Below are 19,992 nucleotides of genomic sequence, written 5' to 3'. Positions count from 1 at the left end.
TATCGCAGGGGACCCCGCCGGTCATCGGACCTCCCGGGTCTCATTCCGCGAACTGGCCTCCTACCCTTCGGGCCTCGAGGCTCTCGATCGTATCCAGTAGCTCAGTGAACGCGAGCCCGAAGGGTGTGAAAGAGTACTCCACGCGCGGGGGAACCTCGCCGTAGCTGGTACGCGTCAGGATCCCGAAGCGGAGCATCTTTCGAAGCCGCTGGTTCAGCACTTTCGTGGAGATGCCGACACAGGCACGCTCCATCTCCCCTGGACGGCAAGCACCGGCGCGAATGGCCGCTAGCACGGCCAAAGACCACTTACAGCCGACGATGCTCTCAACCATCGCCGCCACCGGCGGGGGCGTTTCTCGCTCAGCCGCTCGCTGATCGGTCCGCATGGGACGCCATTCCTTACCAACGGGTACGTATCGGACCGTTTGGTGCCCGGTTGATCGATCCTGCACCCACGATACCGTCTGCATGCATCGGCGGTCCAGGCGGCCGTCGTTCCCACGAAACTTGCGAGGTGACCATGAAGACGAAGGCGACCTTCTATCACGCGGGGTGCCCGGTGTGCGTGTCAGCGGAGGAGACATTCGCGCGCAGCTTGGACCCTCAACGTTACGACGTCGAAGTCGTACACCTCGGGGAACAGAAGGGCCGTATCGCCGAAGCGACCCGCGTAGGCGTGGAGTCGGTCCCGGCCCTCGTGATCGGCGAGCGGCCGTTCCACATCAACTTCGGCGCAGCGATCGGCGATCTTGCCTAGGTAGCCGGGGGCGGCGGGGCGGACCTACACCCCGTGCCCGCCGCCCACCATCGTCTCTTCGAGTGACTCGGCACGACGTCGTCGTGGTGCCTGTGGTCGGTGCTATGGCGAGCGATGCTCCGGCACCTTGGCGAACTCCCGCAGCGCCAGCAGCCACTGCCGTGTGAGGATGGCCAGCACCTTCTCGCCCTTCTCGGCGGTAGCCAGGGTGGGATCCCCGAACAGCCCGGTGGTCGAGTACTCCGGGTCGGAGGGATCGCGCGAGAACAGTCCTGGCTCGTAGCCCGGATAGCGCTTGGGAGTCAGATCGCCGTAGTCGGTGACCGCGCGCTCCATGTGCACGCGCTCCGGTTGGAGGAACAGGTGGATGGAGGTCTCCAGCTCGTCGGCGTGTCCCCCGGCCCGCTGCTCGGCGATGGCATCCACCTCCTCGGTCTCGAGGTCGTTCCACGACAACACCAGCACCGGGATCCCGTACTGGACGCGCAGGTCACGCGCCACCATCGAGATGGGTAGTCCCGTGGCCATGCTGATGCCGGTGTTGAGGAAGACCAGGCGGCGAGCGCCCTGCTCGGCCATGGACTTGCCCACCTCGTAGACGTAGCGGCGGAACACCTCCGGATCGGCGACCTCGGTGCCGGGGAAGGCTCGGAAGGCGGGAAACCAACCATGCAGGATCGGGGGCGCCACGATCACGTCCGTGGAGTCGACCGCCTTCTGCAGGAGGTACTCCAACACCACTGCGTCCGCGTTCATGGGCAGGTGCGGGCCGTGCTCCTTGGCCCCTCCGCCGAACGGGATCACCACGATCGGCGATTCACGAATGCGCGCCTCAGCGTCCGGCCAGGTGAGGTCGCCGAGGAAGGCACCCGGTGCCTGAGCCCGCAGGTGCCCCGCCGACAGGAGGGTGGCCAGAGCGGTGAGGAGGATCGGGACGCTCGGAAGAGTACGCATGGACTATGACTTGATCCCGGGAAGGCGGACGGGACCGTCCAGCCATCCCCGCACCCCGTGGGGTTGGTACGGAGCCTCCAGCTCCGTGCGCTCGTCGTCCGTGAGCTCGATGTCGACGGCGGCCACGGCCGACTCCAGTTGGTGCAGTTTTGTGGTGCCCACGATGGGCGCGGCTACGTTGGGTTGGGCCAGCAGCCAGGCCAGCGCCACCTGCGCGGGCTCGATGCCCCGGCGCTGGGCGACCCGCACCGTTGCCTGCACCACGTCCCAATCGGACGCGTGGTCATAGAGCTGGTCGATCAAGGGTGCGTCGGCCTGATCGCGCACGGACGCGGCATGGTCGTCGCGTGAGCGCTTGCCCCCGAGGAGACCCTTGGCGAGCGGCGACCACGGGATCATGCCGAGGCCCTGATCCACGCACAGCGGAATCATCTCGCGCTCCTCTTCGCGATACACCAGGTTGTAGTGGTTCTGCATGGCCACGAAGCGCGCCCAGCCGTTGCGCTCGGAGACCGAGAGCGCCTTCATCAGTTGCCAGGCGTAGATGGAGCTGGCGCCCAGGTAGAGAACCTTGCCCTGCTGCACCAGCTGGTCCAGAGCGGCCAGCGTCTCCTCGATCGGTGTGAAATAGTCCCAACGGTGGATCTGATAGAGATCGACCTTCTCCACGCCCAGGCGCCTCAGGCTGGCCTCACAGGATTGGATGATGTGCTTCCGTGAGAGACCGGCACGGTTGGGTCCGTCGCCCATACGCAGGCAGACTTTGGTGGCGAGCACCACCTCGTCCAGGCGGGCGTATTCACGAAGTGCCCTACCGGTGATCTCCTCACTCACACCGATGGAATACACGTCGGCGGTGTCGAAGAAGTTGATGCCCAGCTCGATGGCCCGCCGAAAGTGCGGCATGGCTTCATCCTGCTCGAGCACCCAGCTTCGCCACTGCTTGCCGCCGTAGGACATGCAGCCGAGCGCGATGCGGGAGACGCTGAGACCGGTAGTGCCGAGACGCGTATACTGCACGAAGGGATCTCCTGAGTCGGGTGGACTACACTGCTCCGTGTCGAAAGCAGCTGACCTCGTGGTCGTTCACGAGACCGGCGGCCTGCATGAACGCATACATGGTGGTGGGTCCTACGAAGCGGAAGCCCCGCTTCTTGAGGTCCTTGCTGAGGCGTCGCGAGTGTTCGGTCTCCGCCGGGATTTCCCGGTAGGAGCGCACACCGTTCTGGAGAGACGCACCGTTCACGAACGACCAGATGTAGGCGTCCAGCGAGCCGAAGTCGTCCTGAACCGCCAACACGCCCTGAGCGTTGGCGATCGTCGATTCGATCTTGCCCCGGTGCCGCACGATCCCCGGGTTCTTCAACAGGCGTGTGACGTCGCGGGCACCCATGCGCGCCACCCGCTCGGGATCGAAGTCGTGGAAGGCGTCGCGATAGCCTTGTCGCTTGGCCAGGATGGTGGACCAGGACAACCCGGCCTGAGCGCCTTCCAGCGTGATCATCTCGAACAGCCGGGCGTCGTCATGCACGGGGACGCCCCACTCCCGGTCGTGGTAGGCCTGGTCCAGAGGACCGGCGTTGGCCACCCAGCCGCAGCGCACCAGCGTCGGGGTCACCGAAAGTCTCGCTGAACGCTTGGCTCCACGGAGATCGACGCGCGTCGGTTGCAGTCCATTAGTCCCCCAGGCTGATGCCTTGGGACCGCGCGGTGGCGATGACGTCCCCATCCAGCGGCACCTGCTTCAACTCACGGATGGCATCGACCAGGGGCACGGCCTTCACGTCGGGGGGGTCGAGCGCCACCATGCATCCGAAGCATCCGTCCTGGATGAGCTTCACCGCGGCGGCGCCGAAGCGCAGGGAAAGCAGGCGGTCGTAGGCATTGGGGTGGCCGCCTCGCTGGAGATGGCCCAGCACCAGTGAACGGGTCTCCCGACCCGTCCGCTCGCCGATCTGCTGGGCGAGCCGGTCGGCGATGCCACCATAGCGGTCGGCCGCACCGACGCGCCCGGTCTCTACGAAGGCGGCCCCCTCTCCGGCGGCGCGCGCCCCTTCGGCCACGGCCACAATGGCGAAACGGCGCCCTGTTTCGTAGCGACGCTCGATGGACTCGCAGACGCGGTCCAGGCGGTAGGGAATCTCGGGAATCAGGATCACGTCCGCTGTGCCGGCCAGCCCCGCGAACAGAGCGATCCACCCCGTGTGGCGCCCCATCAGCTCCACGACCATGACGCGCTCATGTGCCTCGGCTGTGGAGTGCAGCTTGTCGAGCGCGTCGGTGGCCGTATCGACCGCGGTGAAGAACCCGAAGGTGACGGCGGTGGCGGCCAGGTCGTTGTCGATCGTCTTGGGAACACCGACCACGGGCAGCCCGAGCTCGTGCAGCCGGTGGGCGATCCGCAGCGAGCCGTCCCCGCCGATCGCGACCAGCGCGTCCCAGCCCCGCTCGCGGAAGACCTCCAGGATCTCGGGCGTGCGGTCCCGCGAAACCACCGAACCGTCCGCTTGCACCTCCGGAAACTCCATCGGATTGCCGCGGTTGGTGGTGCCCAGAATGGTCCCGCCCAGATGCGTGATGCCTCGGACGGCACGGCGATCCAGGCGAACCACGCCGGAGCCATCCCCGTTCAGGATGCCGTTGTAGCCCTTCTGGATGCCGTAGACCTCCCACCCCTGGTTTTCGGCGGCAAGCACCACGGCGCGGATGACCGCGTTGAGTCCGGGGGCGTCGCCACCCCCCGTGTTGACGGCGATTCGTTTGATGGTCATGCGGTGGAATAGACGCACACCCCCGGCCCGCCCGTCAACGGAACGGGACCTCGGGCTCCGGGGTTTCGCTGTCCATGGTCACTGAAAAGGACATCGAGAAGGCCCTGCGCAAGGTCAAAGACCCCGAGCTCAATCTGGACCTCGTGGTGCTGGGGCTCGTCTACGAGATCGAAGTGGAAGGTCCCAGGGTCAAGGCCTGGATCTCGCTCACCACGCCGCTGTGCCCGGTGGCTCCGCAGATCGTGGACGACGCCAAGCAGGCGATCCTCGGAGTGGAGGGCGTGGAGGAGGCGGAGGTGCAACTCACCTTCGATCCTCCCTGGACCCCGGAGCGGATCGCACCCCTCATCCGTTCGTCGTTGGGGCTGTAGACCCGGGTTGCCCGAGTCCGCGACCGGAGGGGTCCTGGCTCATGCCGGGGCGCGCTCGTTGGCGATCGTCAGCTCCAGATGGATCCGATCGGGTGGCCAGGCCGCGCTCTTTTGATCGACCGTGAGTGTGGCGCTCCCGTCCCGCGCCACCGTGAGGGACTGGTTCGTCCCCGTCTCCACGTGCTCCCAGATGGGGTCGTCGTCGTCTCCGAAGTAGTCCTTCAACATCTGCACGCTCACGCCCACGCCCAGGCTGAGGTCGGCCTTCAGCCACACGGCAACGCTCATGTTCATTCGAACATTGCCTGCCATCCCACTCATCCAGGGGAAGGTGTGCGAGATGTTGGCCGCGCCCGACGGAGGTTGACCCCAGCTCGCCGGCAACCATGCGAGCTCGACTTCGAGCGAAATGGGCTGATGGTGCCAGTCGTCGCTGCCGAACAACACTCGGCGCACTATGTCGACTTTCCCGTACACGCGAACGGTGCGCCGCCACTCCGGAGGGTCCTCGAGCCTGAGGTCGACGACCTGCTCACCGGGCACGAGCTTGACCACCTGGCGGGCGCTCAGCCACCACTGCGTGGCCGGCCAGTACACTCCGGCGACGACCTCTTGCCTTCCCGTACCCACCTCCAGGACGTAGGTAGTGCCGTGTCCGCTGGGCCGTGTCAGGTCCTTGTCGCAGCCGATGCGCACCTCCGCCCCGACCACCTCCGCGTCGCCGTAGAGCACCCTCCCCGTGACCCGGGCAACCCCCGCAGAGCGCTCCAGCACATGCTTGAGGCCGGGCTCGACGCGCCAGCCAAGGAGCAGCATGCGCTCGGTGTAGCCCCAGAGTCCATGCCGGATGCGTGCATGCTGCGATGGGGACGGAGGGTCCCAGAAGCGCAGCATGTCGTCCGGGCTCACGGCGACGCCGCTACCGGGCGTCCGCCAAGCGTCACTCTCCGTGTCCGCGGCGTTGTCGCTGGCAAAGACATTGCACATTTGATTGGCGACCTGGTCCGGCATGTCGTTGAACAGAAGCGCGAGGTCGGTGACCTGGCCTTCCGTACAGCCCAGAACGGCCGCGGCGATCGCTGCCGGACCTTGGAGCAGCACCACCAACGCGCTGAGCCCGATCTTGCCGAGGCCGACCAGCCATGCGTACTCGTCGGTCATCGTCATCAACTTTTCGCGGACCTCGCGTCGGACTGACCCGCTCGTGTAACTGAAGAGCGCCTCTGCGGCGGCTTTCCGTTCGGCCTCCGTGTACCGGTAGAGCCCATCTTCGACCGGCGTGGGCAGGAGTTCCTCAGGGCTCTCAGTCGCCTCGCCCTCCAGCTCGAGCAGCGGAAGGGTGGCACTCGCTCTGCGCACGGCGGCCCAGATGAAGCTGGAGCAAACGAGCGGGGCCGACCCCGCGGCCCAGTCGGCGCCGACCGGGAGCCCCGACCACTCAGAATGCCCGGGTGGAGGCGCGCGCCACTGAGACTCGACTCCGATCCTGGCCCGTGTGTACGCGTAGAACCGATAGTGGCCGTCGATGGCGATCGCGGCGTCCGCGACCCGGTGGAGGGTCTGACGCACCGCCGGGTCCATGGCCTCCACGTCAGGATGTGGTTTCAGCACGACTCCGTAAACCAGCTTCTCCAGGTCCATCCGATAGGCCGGGCCGCTGGGGAAGTTGTGGATGGAGTACCCGTCGCCTGGGCGCTCGGGATCGAAGAACAAGCGCCGCTCGTTGAAGCCCGTCCATGCTTCGGGCGGGGAGCCGTCCGGGGGCTTGGGCAGCACAGCGGCAGTCGGATTCCGTGTGTAGTAGTCCCAACGGGGATTGAGCTTGGCGAAGGGCGGCGACAACGGCCCGGGCACCGAACTGTTGAAGCCCGTGAAGAACGCGTCGTCGATGGTCTGCGTGATGGTTCCCGGCCAACCGTACTTGAGGAGGTCCGGGCGAAAGCCATCCGTTGGCGCGGGCTCACCGAGCACCGAGCCGGTATAGAACTTCTCCTGCTTGAGGCGATCGTGCGCTGCGGTGGCGTGCCGGATGACGAACTGGTCCTCGATCATGATCCCGTTGTGATCGTAGGACTGGGGTGGGGAGGTGCTGCCGAGCAGCGTTCCGATGATCCCGGCCCCGTCCGCCGGCGTTACGACGAGGTCACCCCGGTTCGCGTTCTGGATGTGGGGCGGCGTCCACGTCCAGATCTCCGTTTCCGTCGCGGCGCAGACAAGCCGCGGATCTGGCGGACACGCCCTCGGGTCGCAGTCGGTCCCCAGGAGCTGGCGCAGATTCTCCGGCAGGTCGAAGGCGATGTCCCAGGGCGCGACGAACAGGTCGTCCTGGAAGGCGCCTCGCCAAGCGGCCCAGACACGAGTGCCACTGGAAGCGAGCGAGAGTCCGTGCACCTGGCCACCGGTGAAGCGCTCGACTTCACCGATGCTCGAGAGGTTGAACGGAACAGTGTGTCCCTCCACCTCGAGGCCACCGGGTCCCGGAGCGTCGCGTTCCGAGGCAACGAGGACTCGGCGACCACCGTGCCCCCCGACAAAGGCTGCAGACACCCCGAGGCACGGCGCCCCTTCGATCGCAGCCTGCCAAGGAACCGCCGGGTCGGGATCGTCGACGTCGAGCAGCCCGACCGAAATGCGCCCCGGTCCCCCCCGCTCGGCCCAGAGGAGCCCCAACCGGCGGTTCTCCTCGTCGAACGCCAGGGCCGGCGCCGTCCGTGTCTGGAGCGTCAAGCCCACGTCTTCGAACGCGGTGCCATCGACGCTGCGCCATAGATGCACCGCGCCCGTGTTCTCAGACCAAAGCAGCCAGAGCCCCTGGTCGGTCCCTGCGAGCGCCAGGCGCCAGTGTGTCAGGAAACCGAGCGACACGGGCGGAGTGAACGAGAACCCGTCAGCGGAGGAGGTGAGCTGCGCCTCTCCGTTCTCGTCGCTGAACGCGAGCCAGAGCCGGTCGTTCCACGCGGCCAACGCGAGAGCGGTCGGGGCGGCGAACGGCAGCAGTTTCGTCTGCGAACCGACGGGTGTGGAGAGCACCGACACCGAGCGGAGCGTCAGGACGTCCTGAAGATTGCGATACGCAAGCCAGAGGACGCCCCGCCAGAAAGCGGCTGCAGGGGAGCCCGCGATCCGCTCGCCGGGCTGGAACACCGAGTTCAACATCCGACGCCTCCCTCCTCGTTTGGAGCGAAACGCACGGAATGAGTCTTCGCGGGGTCGGGCGGGGCCCGCAAGGGTTGGTGGGTCCAGTGCCGCGGGGCGCACACGACCACGGTCGGAAGGCCCTTGCGGGGCGGAGCGGCAGCCCGTCGGGAGCGCCCCCCGGGTCAGTTCCCGATCACGTGCACGGTGTCGAGGGACAGCCGGATCTTGAGCCAGTTGGCCAGCAGCGCTTCCTGCTCCGTGCGGCGAGCGCGCGGCGTGCCACCCTGCCACTGGACCATCAAGGTGGGCACGGTATCGCGCACCAGGGCCGGCGGTCTGGTGGTCGAAACGGTATCGAGCGCCTGAGCCCTGGCTGAATCTCCGGCCAGCATGGTGGTATCCGGCGGAAGGGTCCGTAGCTCGATGATGCGACCGAAGGCGATGTGATCGATCGCGGGGTACTGCGCCCGCACCTCGCGCGTGATCTGCTCGATGGGGACAGTGTCGCCCGCGAACAGGGCGAGCCGGTTCTCCAGCTCCAGGATACGCTGCTCGCGTTCGGCCAGCGCGCGTGCGTTGCGCTCGTACAGGTCCTGAACGATCCCCACGCGCAACTCGCTGGACAGACGTCCCAGCTCTCCACGCACGTCCTGGGGCTGGTGGAGGCGTAGCGTGGTGTTGCCGAGTCCCGACGCCGCCATGCGCGTCTGCAGCTGCTGCTCGAGAAGCGCGGGGATCGTATCGCCCGCCAGGAACACCTCGATCCTGGAGAGGGAATCCGCGTACTCGATCCGCTCATTGATGATGTCGATCCCCGGCAGGGACATCAGGTTCTGGTTGATGAAGTCCGCCGCCCGCCGCCGGAAGAGGCTCTCCTTCACCACACCGTAGAGCACCCAGGTGCTGGGAAGCAGCACCAAGGCCACGAAGACCGCGATGCGCGTGCGCACACGGCGGCGCGACTCCGCGTCGATGAACTTGACGAACGGGAAATGCAGGAAGCGTACGATCATCACCGTGGAGATGGCGATGAAGATCGAGTTGAGCGCGAAGAGGTAGCTGGCCCCGAAGAAGAAGGGCCAGTTGCCGTTGGCCAGCCCGTACCCGGCCGTGCAAAGGGGTGGCATCAAGGCCGTGGCGATGGCCACGCCTGGAATGACGTTGCCGCGGTCGCGGCGGGAAACGCCGATGATGCCGGCGATACCGCCGAAGACCGCGATGGCGGCATCGAGCAGCGTGGGTCGCGTGCGCGCCAGCAGCTCGGATTGGACGTCGCCCAGCGGGGTGACGAGGAAGTAGAGCGTGGACGTGACCAGCGCCACCGCCACCATCACGGCGAAGTTGCGCACCGCCCGCCGCAGCGTCTCGATGTCGTTCATCCCCACCGAGAGGCCGATCGCCAGGATCGGGCCCATCAGCGGGGAGATGAGCATGGCCCCGATGATCACGGCAGCCGAGTTGGTGTTGAGGCCGATGCTGGCGATGAAGATCGAGCAGACCAGCACCCATACGTTCGGGCCCCGGAAGACCATGTCCTTGTGGATGGTCTCGATGGTCCCATCGATGTTGGCGTCGTCCCGGATATCCAGGGTGCGGTTCAAGAACCGCCGGACGCCCCGGATGAAGACCCGGAAGCTGCGTTGCACCATCTCCGGCTCCGAGATGCCGCCGTTCCCTGCGGGGGTCGGGCCCTTCGGGTCGCTCCCGTCGCTCATCGTCTGCCTCCTCAGGGATGCCGGGCCTCGCATCTGCCGGGCTCCGCAGCGGCCAAGGACGCGGAGCGCCCCACTGGAGTCAAGTGGAGCGCTTCGTCTGGGGGTTTGCCGGTCCGCCCCGCCCGCGTCTATCTTCAGGGTCTTGGAACGATCGTTCGAACGAATTTCCGGAGGGGCCCCTGTATGGCGAAGCTGACGCCAGACGAGATCCGCGCCGAGGACGAGATGAAGGCCCGGGTGGCCGACGGTTTCATTGTCGAGTCCCTGGCTGACATGACACCCGGCTACCGAAAGGCGCTCATCGTGCAGCTCACGGTGCAGGCCGACACGGAGCTGATGAGCGCGCCCTCCTACTGGATGGCAGCCCGCTACGCGCCCTCGGCCAACACCCAGGTGAGCGCCCACGCGATCATCCAGGACGAGCTGGCCCACGCCAACATCGCCTATCGCCTGCTCGAGGACCTGGGGGTCTCCAAGGAGCAGCTCGTCTACGGCCGGGAGCCGCACGAGTTCAAGCATCCCTACGGCTTCGATCAGCCGCTCGACAACTGGGGCGAGCTGGTGGTCGCCAACGGCTTCTTCGACCGGGCCGGCATCACGCTGCTGTCCGACGTCTACCGAAACACGTCCTTCGGGCCCCTCAAGCGCGCGCTGGTCAAGGTGGACATGGAGGAGACCTTCCACCTCCGCCACGGAGAGGTGTGGATGCGCCGCCTGGCCAAAGCCGGTGGTGAGGCCCGCGAGGTCCTGCAGCGTGCGGTGGACTGGATGTTCCCCATGACCCTGGAGTGGTTCGGACTTCCGGACGACATGAAGCGTCACTCGGGACAGCTCGAGTACAAGCTCAAGGGGCTGACCAACGATCAGCTGCGTCAGGTCTGGATGTCCGCCACCGTGCCTCTGGCCGAGTCGCTGGGCTTGAAGGTGCCGGCCCATTACGACGAGGCCAGCGAGCGCTACGTGATGGACTTCCCCTTCCCCTGCCAGTACGACGCGCAGGCCAAGCACTGGGATTTCGAGGGCGGTCAGATCTCCTGGGACGCCGTCTTCGAGCGTTGGAAGGAGCGCGGTCCCATGAACGAGATCTACGTGGAGTCGGTGCGGCGCTCGCGCACGCAGGTGGGCAAGTGGCTGAACGGGACCCGCGCGGCCTAGGAGCAGGAGCGTGACGTCTTCGCCTTTGCTACAGGTCGCTCGGAGGGAGCGGTTGCCATGACGGTGGAGTTGCCCGTCCTGCGCGTGCCGACCGCGGCCATTCCCGCGCACGTGCAGTCGCACGCTTCCGGGGGACGTGACCAGTGGACGGCACCGCTTGCGGAGGCGCCCGCCGACCCCGAGCGGGAGTTGTGGCGTGTGCTGGATGAAGTGTTGGACCCCGAGATCCCGATCGGTCTGGTGGATCTCGGTCTGATCTACGGGGTGCGCATGGAGGGCGACGTGGCGCACGTCCGCCTGACCTATACCGCCACGGGGTGCCCGTGCATGGAGTTCATCCGCGAGGACATCACGGATCGGCTGACGCGCGAGCCCTGGATTCGTGCGGTGGAATTGGACGAGGTCTGGGAACCGCCGTGGACCCGGGACCGCATCAGCGAACGAGGCCGGAAGAAGCTCCGGTCGTTGGGAGTGGTCTGACCGTGAAAGAAACCGTATACGACGTGTTCGCGCGCAAGACGCGCGGCGAGCCGCTGCGTCACATCGGGTATGTGGACGCCTTCGATGACGAGTTGGCCCGCGTGTATGCGTGGAAGACCTACGACGAGGAGAACTGGTTCGAGATGTGCATCGTACCACGCGCCTCGATTCTGCCGGTCAATCGTCCCGAGGCCGCGTTGAGCACGGGAGGTGGGCAATGAGCGCGCGCAGTGCGACCGCGGCCGAGGTGGCGGCCACGCTGGGGGTCGCTGAAGGGGCCGTCCCGGCGCTGGAGCGCTTGATCCTCACGCTGGCCGACTCCAAACGCCTGATGGGGATCCGCTACTCCGACTGGCTGCTGGGGTCGCCCTCGATCGAAACCGGGATCGCTTGCTCGTCGATGGCCCAGGACGAGTGGGGTCACGCGCGGCTCCTGTACGCGATGCTCAAGGAGCTCGGACACGATCCGGTGGCCGTGGAGCACGACCGCGCGGATGCAGAGTATGCCAACGTCGACGCCCTGGACTCCCAGCCCGAGAGTTGGGCCGGGCTGGTGGCCCTCTCGGCCCTGGTGGACGCGGCCATCACGCTGCGCCTGGCCGATTTCGGGGAGGGCACGTTCGAGTTGGCCAGGGGACGCGTCCCCAAGATGCTCGCGGAGGAGGATCTCCACCGCGACTTCGGTCAGGCATGGTTCCGGCGCCTGGCCCGCGGCACCGAGGAGGCGCGTGCCGAGTTGAGGAGGGAGTCGCTGCGGGTGTTGCCGCGCACGCTGGCGTGGCTGGCATCCGACGACGCGTTGACCCGGGAGCTGGCGGCCAGCGGACTCACGGGAGGGCACGAGACCCGCATGACGCGTTATGCGGAGGCGATCGGTCCCCTGCTCGAGGGGCTCCACATCGACCTGGCGTCCGTGACGCCGGATGCCAGCGGGTGGGACGCCGGCCGCGGTCGTGGCCCGGGCGGCCCCCAGGACGACTCCCTGGAGCGGGCGCGCGGAGACCGCAACCGGGACCTGTTCGTCGAGTAGCCATGATCGAGCAGGTCACGCCTCCGGGCCTCCCGGCCTCGCCGCCCTGCCCCTTCTGCGAGGGGACGGAAACCGAGTTGTTCAGCGCCTTCGGATCGCAGCTCTCGGTCTCCACCTATTGGTGCCGGACCTGTCGCTCGCCGTTCGAGGTCATGAAATGGACGAGCGCGGCGGGCGGATACTCCAGACCGGGATGCGAGCGCGACGGCTGCTGAGGGCCTGATCCTCCCGCCGGTGCCGGGTGGCGGCTTCCGGGGGGAGGGGCGGGCCGGGGGGCTGGCGCGGCTACCGGAACTCCAGCCATGCTGGGCGGTCTTAACCGATCACCCGCGGTGCCCAGCGCCACCCGCCTGCAGCAAGGACCGAACGTCATGGTTCGACACATCGTCCGATCGCTCGTCGCCCTGGTTGCCCTCGGCTCCGCCGCCTGCGGGACCGCCACGGTCGAGATCCCGACCCCCCGCCCGATCATCGTCCACTCGGGGGCCCGCATCGCCGCGGATGCGGAGCGCATGCAGGAGATCGACACCTGGGTGCGGGCCCAGAACCTCAACATCGACCAGGATCCGTCCTTCCTGGTGATCAGCACCACCGCCCTGCAGCCCGCCCTTCCCTGGGATCATCTGGAGATCGTCTCCGACGACTCCGTCCGGGTCGCGTACGAGGGCGGAGTGCCGGACATCTCGCTCCCCTACCAGCTCTACGCGCATTTCCACCTGATGGAACGGCGCGGCGAGCTGGAGAAATGGCTACCGGAGGGTGAGGGGAAGACGGGATACGAGTTGGAACGGGCCATCGTGAAACGCGTCTCCGATGCGTGGCTCTACGGCCGCTCGGTGTACGAGACCACGCCCTACGCGCCGCTGGACGAGCTGGTCTATTCCACCGAGAACGGATACCTCGACGCCTTCCTGTTCACTGCACGGCCCACCGAGTTCGAGCCGGAACGGGAGGCGTGGGTGGCGGCGCACCCGAACGGACTGGAGGAGTTCAAGGACTGGTTCGAGCAGACGTTCGACCGTCCACCGCCGGGACTGCGTGAGAACGCCGAGGAAGAGGTCGGCTAGGGGCCTTCCACCTGCCACTTGAGCCAGATCGGCTCGCCCTGGCCGCCGTCGGCGTCCTTGACGTGCAGGTCCACACGCCCGGTGGCCTTGAAGCGTTTGTCCGAGGGCTTGCCTCCGGCGACCGCAAACCCGTCCACGCGTACACGACGCGCCTGCGCGCCATCCGGGCTCTTGGCGGTGAGGGTGGCACCTTTGAGGCTCCGGAGCGAGGGGGCTTCGCCTTCCGTGAGGCGTAGGCGGAGAATCGATCCCCCGTGCGGTGCCGCGAAAGCGTCGATCACCCGGAAACGTGCCATTCCAGCGACCTCAGGTGTTGCAGGGTCCGTGCATGCGGCCCCAAGTCTGGAGGCCGGCGAGGCCGAGGTCAACGCGTACGATCCGTCGCTGCCCGGCACGCGCCTGCTGGTCGCAGCCCGACGGGGACGCTGAGGCTCCATGATTCTGCTCGAGATCGCGGCGCTGGCTTTGCTGCTGCTCCTGTTGCCCCTCGGCTCCAGCCGCCAGCTCCGACATCTGGATCCCTCCGTGCTGCGTCGCATTCCGGCGTACCTGGAGTCCATGGTCGCCATCGGGGCCATCGGAGCTCTGGGCCTGTGGCTCGGCGAACGGCGCTGGGGGCTCGCAGGCTTGGGCCTGGCACCGGTGGCGGGATGGTCGCTCACGGTGGGTCGCGCCCTGGTGCTCACGGGAGTCGCGATCCTGGTGCTGGAAGCCTTCGACCGCTGGAGGGTCCGCTCCGGGCGCGCGGAGAGCGCGTATGTCCAGGCCCTCATGCCAAGGAGTGGCGCTGAGAAGGGCGTCTTCGCCGCTCTCTCCATCATGGCCGGAGTGGGGGAGGAGATCGCCTATCGTGGCTTCGCCCTTCTGCTTGTGAGTGCCTGGACGGGGTCGTTGGCGCTGGCCACCGTGGTGACGGCCCTGGCGTTCGGCTGGGTCCATGCGTACCAGGGGACCTTCGGACGGGTGCGGGCGGCGGTGCTGGGCGGCGGGCTGACCCTCCCCGTGCTGCTGGGTTGGGGCCTGTGGCCAGCCATTCTCGCCCACACCTTCATCGATTGGATCGGCGGGTTGGTTCTCGGTTCTCGTTGGATCGAGGAGCCGCCGCCGGAGAACGCGGAAGCGGAATGGAGATCGACCTAGCGTTGCTGGCGGACGCCGCCACCATCGACGCCGCCGGGAAGCTCAACATCCTGGGGGTCTTCGATCGACTGGAGGTGCAGGGCTTTCCCATCCAGCATCCGCGCATCAGTCTGGTGTTGCGATTCCAGGGCGGGCTGGCGGACGTGGGCGCGCACGACGTGCGGTTGACCTTGCGCGGTCCCAAGGCCGAGGAGGTCTTCACGATCAATGGGCAGCTCAACGTCGGACCCGGATCGCCCGAGATCGGTGGCATCGTGCGACTGCCGCACATCATCAACCTGGACGGTCTCGTCTTCAAATCGGCTGGTTCCTACACGTTCGACGTGTTCATGGATGGCCGGCCCCTGGTGTCGGTGCCGCTTCTGGTGGCACTGGGGGGGCGCGCACGTGCTGCGCAGGCCTGAGCGGTCGTCGTGGAGGCGCGACAACGCCCGCAGAACGCCAGAGCGGGCGGGGCGCCGCGCCGTCGCCACGGCGCCGACGCCGCAGTCCGCTAAGTGGATGATGCAAAGAGGCTTGCGCCTGCGGCTCCCGCGCGGCGCGTCCGGCCCCGCGACGTGTTTTCGCGATCACGGCAGGGGCCCATCGCTTGCAGAAACAAACCTGGGCACGCTTCGGTATTGATGGAGGGACCGGGGGAGTCGGAAACGTGATTCTGCGCTGCAACTACGAGGAGACGCAGGCCCTGCGTCATGGAGCCACGGCCGTGCTCGGCATCGAGGGCGCGGTGCCGTGTTCCATAGAGCCGTCGCTCGAGGGGCGCTTCCAGGTGGAGACGCTGCTTCCCCGCCTGACGGGCGACCTTTCTCTACAGACGCTCGTGGAGTTGCGGAACGTCGAGGTCGCGGTGCGCACGATCGTCGAGTGCCTGGAGGCCGAGATGAAGTCCGTGGTGGTGCAGAGCCATCCCGGAGACGAAGGCGCCGTCGATGCCTACTTCGAGTTCGCGCACTCCTTCGCGGTGCTCTCCCGTATCAGCGAGATCCGGGGCCACATGGAGGCGATGATCGAGCTGGTGACGGGTCACCGGCCCGACGAGGAAACCGCGCGCACGTTCCAGTTCCCGGACTGAGCCACTCCGTCCGACCCTGAGCGTTTCCTCCCGGGAACGCCCGTGCGGGGGACCGCAGCGCTCCGGCGGCCCAGCACCTTCCCCCGGCACCAATCGCCCCTCTCCGGGGTTTCGACTGCGGGTGACCTCCTGACCCCGCACACCGGGCAACCGTGAACGACCCCACCTCCAACCCGCCACCTACCGACGCGGAGCGCCGGGCCGCGTTCGAGCGGGAAGCGTTGCCCCACCTGGATGCGGTCTACCGGTTCGCGCTTCGCCTGGAGGGCTCCGCGGCAGCCGCCGAAGACCTCGTACAGGAGACCTATCTGCGGGGCTTCCGGGCTTGGGACCAGTACACGCTGGGAACCAAGGTGAAGAGCTGGCTCTTCACCATCTGCCGGAACGTGTTCCTGCGGAGCCGGGAGCGATCCAAGCGACATGACGAGATCCTGGAGGAGAGCACGGATCGCTCGCCGGACGATCTGTCCCGGGAGAATCCGGTGTTCGCCGCCTCCCAGGACCGCGATCCGGAGGGCGCGTTCTTCGCCTCGTTCGTGGACGCATCCGTCATGGAGGCGATCGACGAGCTTCAGGAGGAATACCGAACGGCCGTGGTGTTGTCCGACGTGCAGGGCATGAGCTACGGCGAGATCGCCGAAGTCATGGGCGTTCCGGTGGGGACGGTGAAGAGCCGTCTGTTTCGTGGGCGCAGACAGCTTCAGGAGAAGCTCTACGCCTACGCGGTGGAGATGGGATACATCCCGCCCTCCGCGACCAAGGAGGCATGAATGGGCTTCAGGGACCTTTGGCGTGCCATGTTCGGCCGGGATCACGGCCGTGAGCGCCCCATGACCTGTGGCGAGATGGCCGAGCGGCTCTTCGAGTATCTCGACGAAGAGTTGGACGAGCAGACCGCGCAGCGCGTGCGGGATCATCTGGACGTCTGCGCGCATTGTGCGACCAGGGCCGATTTCGAGCAGGCCTTCCTCCGGGCCGTGGAGTCCGCCTCCGCGGCCGGCGAGCCACTTCCGGAGGGACTGCAGGACCGCGTTCTGGCCGTGCTGGACGAGGCGGAGACTGGCGAGATACCCGAGTAGCCGGCCCTCCCACGCGGCGTGACCGACCGGCCACGCCCACAATCCTCTGAAGCAGCGCGGCCGCGCCCGTGCGTCAGGCGTTTCCGGCCGACGATCGTCTTGCGGCGTCCCGGCCATTCTTCGAAGATGGGCCACCCGATTCCGGTCGTCTTCGTAGGAGCTTTCCATGTCGGCAGCAGCACGTCGCGAGCGCATTCTTCCCCGACTCATCGAGGAGGAGATCCGGGAGGCATTCCTGGACTACTCGATGAGCGTCATCGTGCAGCGTGCGCTGCCAGATGTGCGCGACGGATTGAAGCCCGTGCACCGGCGTATCCTCTACGCCATGCACGAGCTGGGTCTCCGACCCGACCGCCCCCACAAGAAGTCCGCGACGGTCGTCGGTGAGGTGCTGGGCAAGTTCCACCCGCATGGCGACACGGCCGTCTATGACGCGCTGGTGCGCATGGTGCAGGACTTCTCGCTGCGCTATCCACTGATCGACGGACAGGGGAACTTCGGCTCGGTGGATGGCGACTCGGCGGCGGCCTACCGTTACACCGAGGCTCGGCTGGACGAAGTGGCCGTGGAGCTGTTGGCCGACATCGAAAAGGAGACCGTCGCCTTCCAACCCAACTACGACGACCGGCTGGAAGAGCCCACGGTGCTGCCGGCCAAGATCCCCAACCTGCTGGTCAACGGCAGCTCGGGCATCGCAGTGGGCATGAGCACCAATGTGCCGCCGCACAACCTCCGAGAGATCGCCAAGGCGGTGCACCTGATCTGCGGAGACGCCGAGCCCACCGTGCAGCAGCTCATGAAGGTGGTGCCCGGTCCGGACTTCCCCACCGGCGGCATCATCGTGGGCCGGGAGGGCATCCGCGACATGTATGCCACCGGCCGGGGGCGCATGACGGTACGAGGACGCGTGGTGAAGGAGTCCTTGCGCGCAGGGAAGGAGCAGCTCGTCATCACCGAGCTGCCCTATGGCGTGACCAAGAGCCGGCTGGTGGAGCAGATCGCGGACGTGGCCCGTCAGACGCTCTCGGATGACGTGGCCGATCTACGCGACGAATCCGACCGCGACGGGATGCGCGTGGTGGTGGAGCTAAAGCGCAAGGGCGATCCCGGTCGCGTGCTCAAGACGTTGTACCGGAAGACGTCCCTGCAAAGCACGTTCGGCGCTATCCTGCTGGCGCTCGACCACGGCCAGCCCCGCGAGCTCAATCTGCTCGAGATCCTCGAGCGCTACCGCGATCACCGCGTGGAGGTCATCCGGCGGCGCTCACAGTTTCTGCTGGAGAAGGCCGAGGCGGACAAGCATATCACCGAAGGTCTGCTGATAGCGCTGGACCAGATCGACAAGGTGATCAAGATCATCCGCAGCTCCGCGGACCGACCCGAGGCCAGCGAGAAGTTGCAGGATGCCCTCGGTCTCTCCGAAGTGCAGGCCGAAGCCATCCTGGACATGCGGTTGGCTCGACTGACCAAGCTGCAGAAGAAGGAGCTGCAGGAGCGCCTCAAGGCCCTCAAGGCCGAGATCGCCCGTCTGCGTGCCATCCTGAAGAGCGAGGCCAAGCAGGTGGAGGTGATGCTGGAAGAGCTCGACGCCATCGTCGAGCGCTTCGGCGACGAGCGCCGCACGGTGATCACCGACGAAGCTCCCAAGGAGGACGTGGCCTCCGTGGTGGAGGACCTCGTGGCTGAAGAGGACGTCGTCGTCACCATCAGCCACGAAGGGTACATCAAGCGCATCCCCATGGGGCTCTATCGACGGCGCGTGAAGAGTGGCAAGGCGCTGGCCGGGATGGACAAGTACGAGGAGGACTTCCTCGAGAAGGTGTTCGTGGCGCGCACCTCCGGGTGGGTGCTGGCCTTCACGGAGGGAGGACAAGCGCACTTCCTGCCCGTGCAGGACGTTCCCGAATCCGCGCGCGCGTCACGCGGTCAGAGCATCTACGGACTGCTGGGGGTGGACCGGAAGGAGCGCATCGTCGCGGCGGTGTCCATCGAGGACCTGGCGGCGGAGCGCCACCTGGTGTTCGTGACGCACGGAGGGCTCATCAAGCGCACCCACCTGAGCGAGTTCTCCAATCCGCGCGCGGGCGGCGTCATTGCCATGGGCGTGAAGAAGGGCGACCGCGTGCTGGACGTGGGCATCTCGGACGGCGGCGCCGAGATCATGTTGCTCACCGCCCAGGGCCGGGCCATCCGCTTCTCCGAAGACGAGGTCTCCGTGTTCGGACGGACGGCGCAGGGGGTGAAAGGCGTGGCGGTGGGGAAGGGCGACGGTGTGGTGGGGATGATCCTGGTGCGCCGCGAAGCGTCCATCCTGACCATGGGCGCGGATGGGATGGGCAAGCGCACCCCGCTGGACGACTTCCCGCTGCAGGGTCGTGGTGGGATGGGCACCATGGTGGTGCCCTCGGACGTGAAGGTGCCCCTGGTGGCCGCGCTGGAGATGCTGCCCGAGGACGAAGTCATGGTGGTGACGGCGGGCGGGAAGGTGTTCCGCCTCGTGGGCGAGGACGTGCCCGAGCAGGGCCGGCGCACCAAGGGCAGTCGGTTGGTGGAGCTGGGCCGGGGGGACCGGGTGGTGGAAGTGACGCGCACCGAGAGCAGCGGCGAAGGCGGAAGTGGCCAGCCGGCCCGGGCGGGAGGGCGCGGCGGGGGAGAGGGGCAGCTCGACCTGTTGGGATAGTGGGGCCGCAGCTGCGCGAGCTCCAGCGGCGCCCACGCACGTCGAGGGAGCTCAGTGCCGGCGCGGCTCGCTGTTGGCCAACACCTGGGGCTCGGTGAGCCCGTAGAGCGGGGGGGCCGCGACGCCGAGATCGGCGAGGCGTTCGTAGATCTGGCCGCGGTGGTGGATCTCGTGCTCCACCATGGCGCGCAGCCACTTCCAGGCCGTGAGCTGCACGCCCCCCGGTGTGGGAACGCGTCGCTGCAGGTCCTCTGCGGTGAGCGACCCGAAGATCGTCGTCGCTTCCGCGTGCATGGCGTCCAGGTAGGCGAGGACCGCGTCGTAGCCGGACGCCAGCTCGATCCCACAGCCGGGGTAGCGGCTGGGGCGCCCGCACACGTTCTCCGCCCACATCCAGCGCTCGGTGGCGCCGATGTGACGGATCAGGTCACCGAGGCTGAAGCGGTCCTCGCGCGGCCGCCACTCCAGGCGGTCGGGGGGCGCGAGCGCGGCCACCCGGCGCGTGCGCTCCCGCACCCGCTCGAAATAGTCGAGGAAGTCCTCGATGGTGGTGATGTGCACGCGCTCCCCTCCGACTCGAA

General features: G+C 67.3%; 23 protein-coding genes. 14 read left to right on the top strand and 9 right to left on the bottom strand.

Annotated features, from left to right (window positions below):
• Positions 1-40: 40 nt before the first annotated feature.
• Entirely contained in the window at positions 41-334 is a 294-nt protein-coding gene (locus R3E10_16305; protein MEZ4417319.1) for a winged helix-turn-helix transcriptional regulator, read from the bottom strand.
• Between the two features lie 188 nt (positions 335-522).
• Here R3E10_16305 and R3E10_16300 point away from each other — a divergent pair, with 188 nt between their 5' ends.
• Positions 523-759 (top strand): thioredoxin family protein, encoded by a 237-nt coding sequence (locus tag R3E10_16300; GenBank protein MEZ4417318.1) that lies wholly within the window; start codon positions 523-525, stop codon positions 757-759.
• 102 nt (positions 760-861) lie between these two features.
• Here the strand turns inward: R3E10_16300 and R3E10_16295 are convergent, their stop codons facing one another.
• The 4 genes from R3E10_16295 to R3E10_16280 are packed head-to-tail and all read right to left on the bottom strand — an operon-like array spanning position 862 to position 4,484.
• A complete protein-coding gene (locus R3E10_16295; GenBank protein MEZ4417317.1) occupies positions 862-1,713 on the bottom strand; it encodes a creatininase family protein in 852 nt (283 codons plus the stop codon).
• Positions 1,714-1,716: 3 nt separating this feature from the next.
• Positions 1,717-2,733 (bottom strand): aldo/keto reductase, encoded by a 1,017-nt coding sequence (locus R3E10_16290; GenBank protein MEZ4417316.1) that lies wholly within the window; start codon positions 2,731-2,733, stop codon positions 1,717-1,719.
• Between the two features lie 25 nt (positions 2,734-2,758).
• Complete coding sequence (locus R3E10_16285) at positions 2,759-3,331, bottom strand: DNA-3-methyladenine glycosylase I (protein ID MEZ4417315.1); 573 nt, start codon at positions 3,329-3,331, stop codon at positions 2,759-2,761.
• A gap of 58 nt (positions 3,332-3,389) precedes the next feature.
• Positions 3,390-4,484, bottom strand: a complete 1,095-nt coding sequence (locus R3E10_16280) for an ATP-dependent 6-phosphofructokinase (GenBank protein ID MEZ4417314.1) — start codon at positions 4,482-4,484, stop codon at positions 3,390-3,392.
• A gap of 74 nt (positions 4,485-4,558) precedes the next feature.
• Here R3E10_16280 and R3E10_16275 point away from each other — a divergent pair, with 74 nt between their 5' ends.
• Positions 4,559-4,855: a metal-sulfur cluster assembly factor gene (locus R3E10_16275; protein ID MEZ4417313.1), complete on the top strand. Its 297-nt coding sequence runs from the start codon at positions 4,559-4,561 to the stop codon at positions 4,853-4,855.
• Between the two features lie 39 nt (positions 4,856-4,894).
• Here R3E10_16275 and R3E10_16270 read toward each other — a convergent pair whose 3' ends face one another.
• Positions 4,895-8,011, bottom strand: coding sequence for a hypothetical protein (locus R3E10_16270; GenBank protein MEZ4417312.1), 3,117 nt, complete (start codon positions 8,009-8,011; stop codon positions 4,895-4,897).
• 164 nt (positions 8,012-8,175) lie between these two features.
• A complete protein-coding gene (locus tag R3E10_16265; GenBank protein ID MEZ4417311.1) occupies positions 8,176-9,708 on the bottom strand; it encodes a DUF389 domain-containing protein in 1,533 nt (510 codons plus the stop codon).
• A 183-nt stretch (positions 9,709-9,891) separates the two neighbouring features.
• Between R3E10_16265 and R3E10_16260 the strand changes: the two genes are divergently transcribed.
• From R3E10_16260 to R3E10_16235, 6 genes are all read left to right on the top strand, one after another.
• Positions 9,892-10,863, top strand: coding sequence for a Phenylacetic acid catabolic protein (locus R3E10_16260; GenBank protein ID MEZ4417310.1), 972 nt, complete (start codon positions 9,892-9,894; stop codon positions 10,861-10,863).
• Between the two features lie 57 nt (positions 10,864-10,920).
• On the top strand, positions 10,921-11,343 hold the full coding sequence (locus R3E10_16255; protein ID MEZ4417309.1) for a metal-sulfur cluster assembly factor: 423 nt from the start codon (positions 10,921-10,923) through the stop codon (positions 11,341-11,343).
• A gap of 2 nt (positions 11,344-11,345) precedes the next feature.
• Positions 11,346-11,564 (top strand): hypothetical protein, encoded by a 219-nt coding sequence (locus R3E10_16250; protein MEZ4417308.1) that lies wholly within the window; start codon positions 11,346-11,348, stop codon positions 11,562-11,564.
• Entirely contained in the window at positions 11,561-12,373 is an 813-nt protein-coding gene (locus tag R3E10_16245) for a Phenylacetic acid catabolic protein (GenBank protein MEZ4417307.1), read from the top strand. The genes R3E10_16250 and R3E10_16245 overlap by 4 nt, the downstream gene beginning before the upstream one ends.
• A 2-nt stretch (positions 12,374-12,375) precedes the next feature.
• The gene (locus tag R3E10_16240) at positions 12,376-12,588 is read left to right on the top strand and encodes a hypothetical protein (protein MEZ4417306.1); all 213 of its coding nucleotides are present in this window, start codon (positions 12,376-12,378) and stop codon (positions 12,586-12,588) included.
• 156 nt (positions 12,589-12,744) lie between these two features.
• A complete protein-coding gene (locus tag R3E10_16235; GenBank protein ID MEZ4417305.1) occupies positions 12,745-13,440 on the top strand; it encodes a hypothetical protein in 696 nt (231 codons plus the stop codon).
• Here R3E10_16235 and R3E10_16230 read toward each other — a convergent pair.
• Complete coding sequence (locus R3E10_16230) at positions 13,437-13,736, bottom strand: hypothetical protein (protein MEZ4417304.1); 300 nt, start codon at positions 13,734-13,736, stop codon at positions 13,437-13,439. The genes R3E10_16235 and R3E10_16230 overlap by 4 nt on opposite strands.
• A gap of 139 nt (positions 13,737-13,875) precedes the next feature.
• Between R3E10_16230 and R3E10_16225 the strand changes: the two genes are divergently transcribed.
• The 6 genes from R3E10_16225 to gyrA all read left to right on the top strand — a co-directional run bounded on the left by R3E10_16225 (position 13,876) and on the right by gyrA (position 19,411).
• Entirely contained in the window at positions 13,876-14,580 is a 705-nt protein-coding gene (locus R3E10_16225) for a CPBP family intramembrane glutamic endopeptidase (protein MEZ4417303.1), read from the top strand.
• A complete protein-coding gene (locus tag R3E10_16220) occupies positions 14,565-14,984 on the top strand; it encodes a hypothetical protein (protein MEZ4417302.1) in 420 nt (139 codons plus the stop codon). Before R3E10_16225 ends, R3E10_16220 begins: the two co-directional genes overlap by 16 nt.
• Positions 14,985-15,229: 245 nt before the next feature.
• Complete coding sequence (locus R3E10_16215; protein MEZ4417301.1) at positions 15,230-15,652, top strand: hypothetical protein; 423 nt, start codon at positions 15,230-15,232, stop codon at positions 15,650-15,652.
• Between the two features lie 152 nt (positions 15,653-15,804).
• A complete protein-coding gene (locus R3E10_16210) occupies positions 15,805-16,422 on the top strand; it encodes a sigma-70 family RNA polymerase sigma factor (protein ID MEZ4417300.1) in 618 nt (205 codons plus the stop codon).
• Entirely contained in the window at positions 16,423-16,731 is a 309-nt protein-coding gene (locus tag R3E10_16205) for a zf-HC2 domain-containing protein (GenBank protein ID MEZ4417299.1), read from the top strand.
• 166 nt (positions 16,732-16,897) lie between these two features.
• On the top strand, positions 16,898-19,411 hold the full coding sequence (gene gyrA, locus R3E10_16200; protein MEZ4417298.1) for a DNA gyrase subunit A: 2,514 nt from the start codon (positions 16,898-16,900) through the stop codon (positions 19,409-19,411).
• A gap of 51 nt (positions 19,412-19,462) precedes the next feature.
• Here the strand turns inward: gyrA and R3E10_16195 are convergent, their stop codons facing one another.
• Positions 19,463-19,972, bottom strand: a complete 510-nt coding sequence (locus tag R3E10_16195) for a DinB family protein (GenBank protein ID MEZ4417297.1) — start codon at positions 19,970-19,972, stop codon at positions 19,463-19,465.
• Positions 19,973-19,992: the final 20 nt, after the last annotated feature.

This window comes from Gemmatimonadota bacterium, from assembly GCA_041390105.1.
Classification (GTDB): Bacteria; Gemmatimonadota; Gemmatimonadetes; order Longimicrobiales; family Gaopeijiaceae; genus JAGQIF01.
Note: the sequence above shows the minus strand (reverse complement) of the source record. Positions and strands in the feature narration are given on the sequence as shown.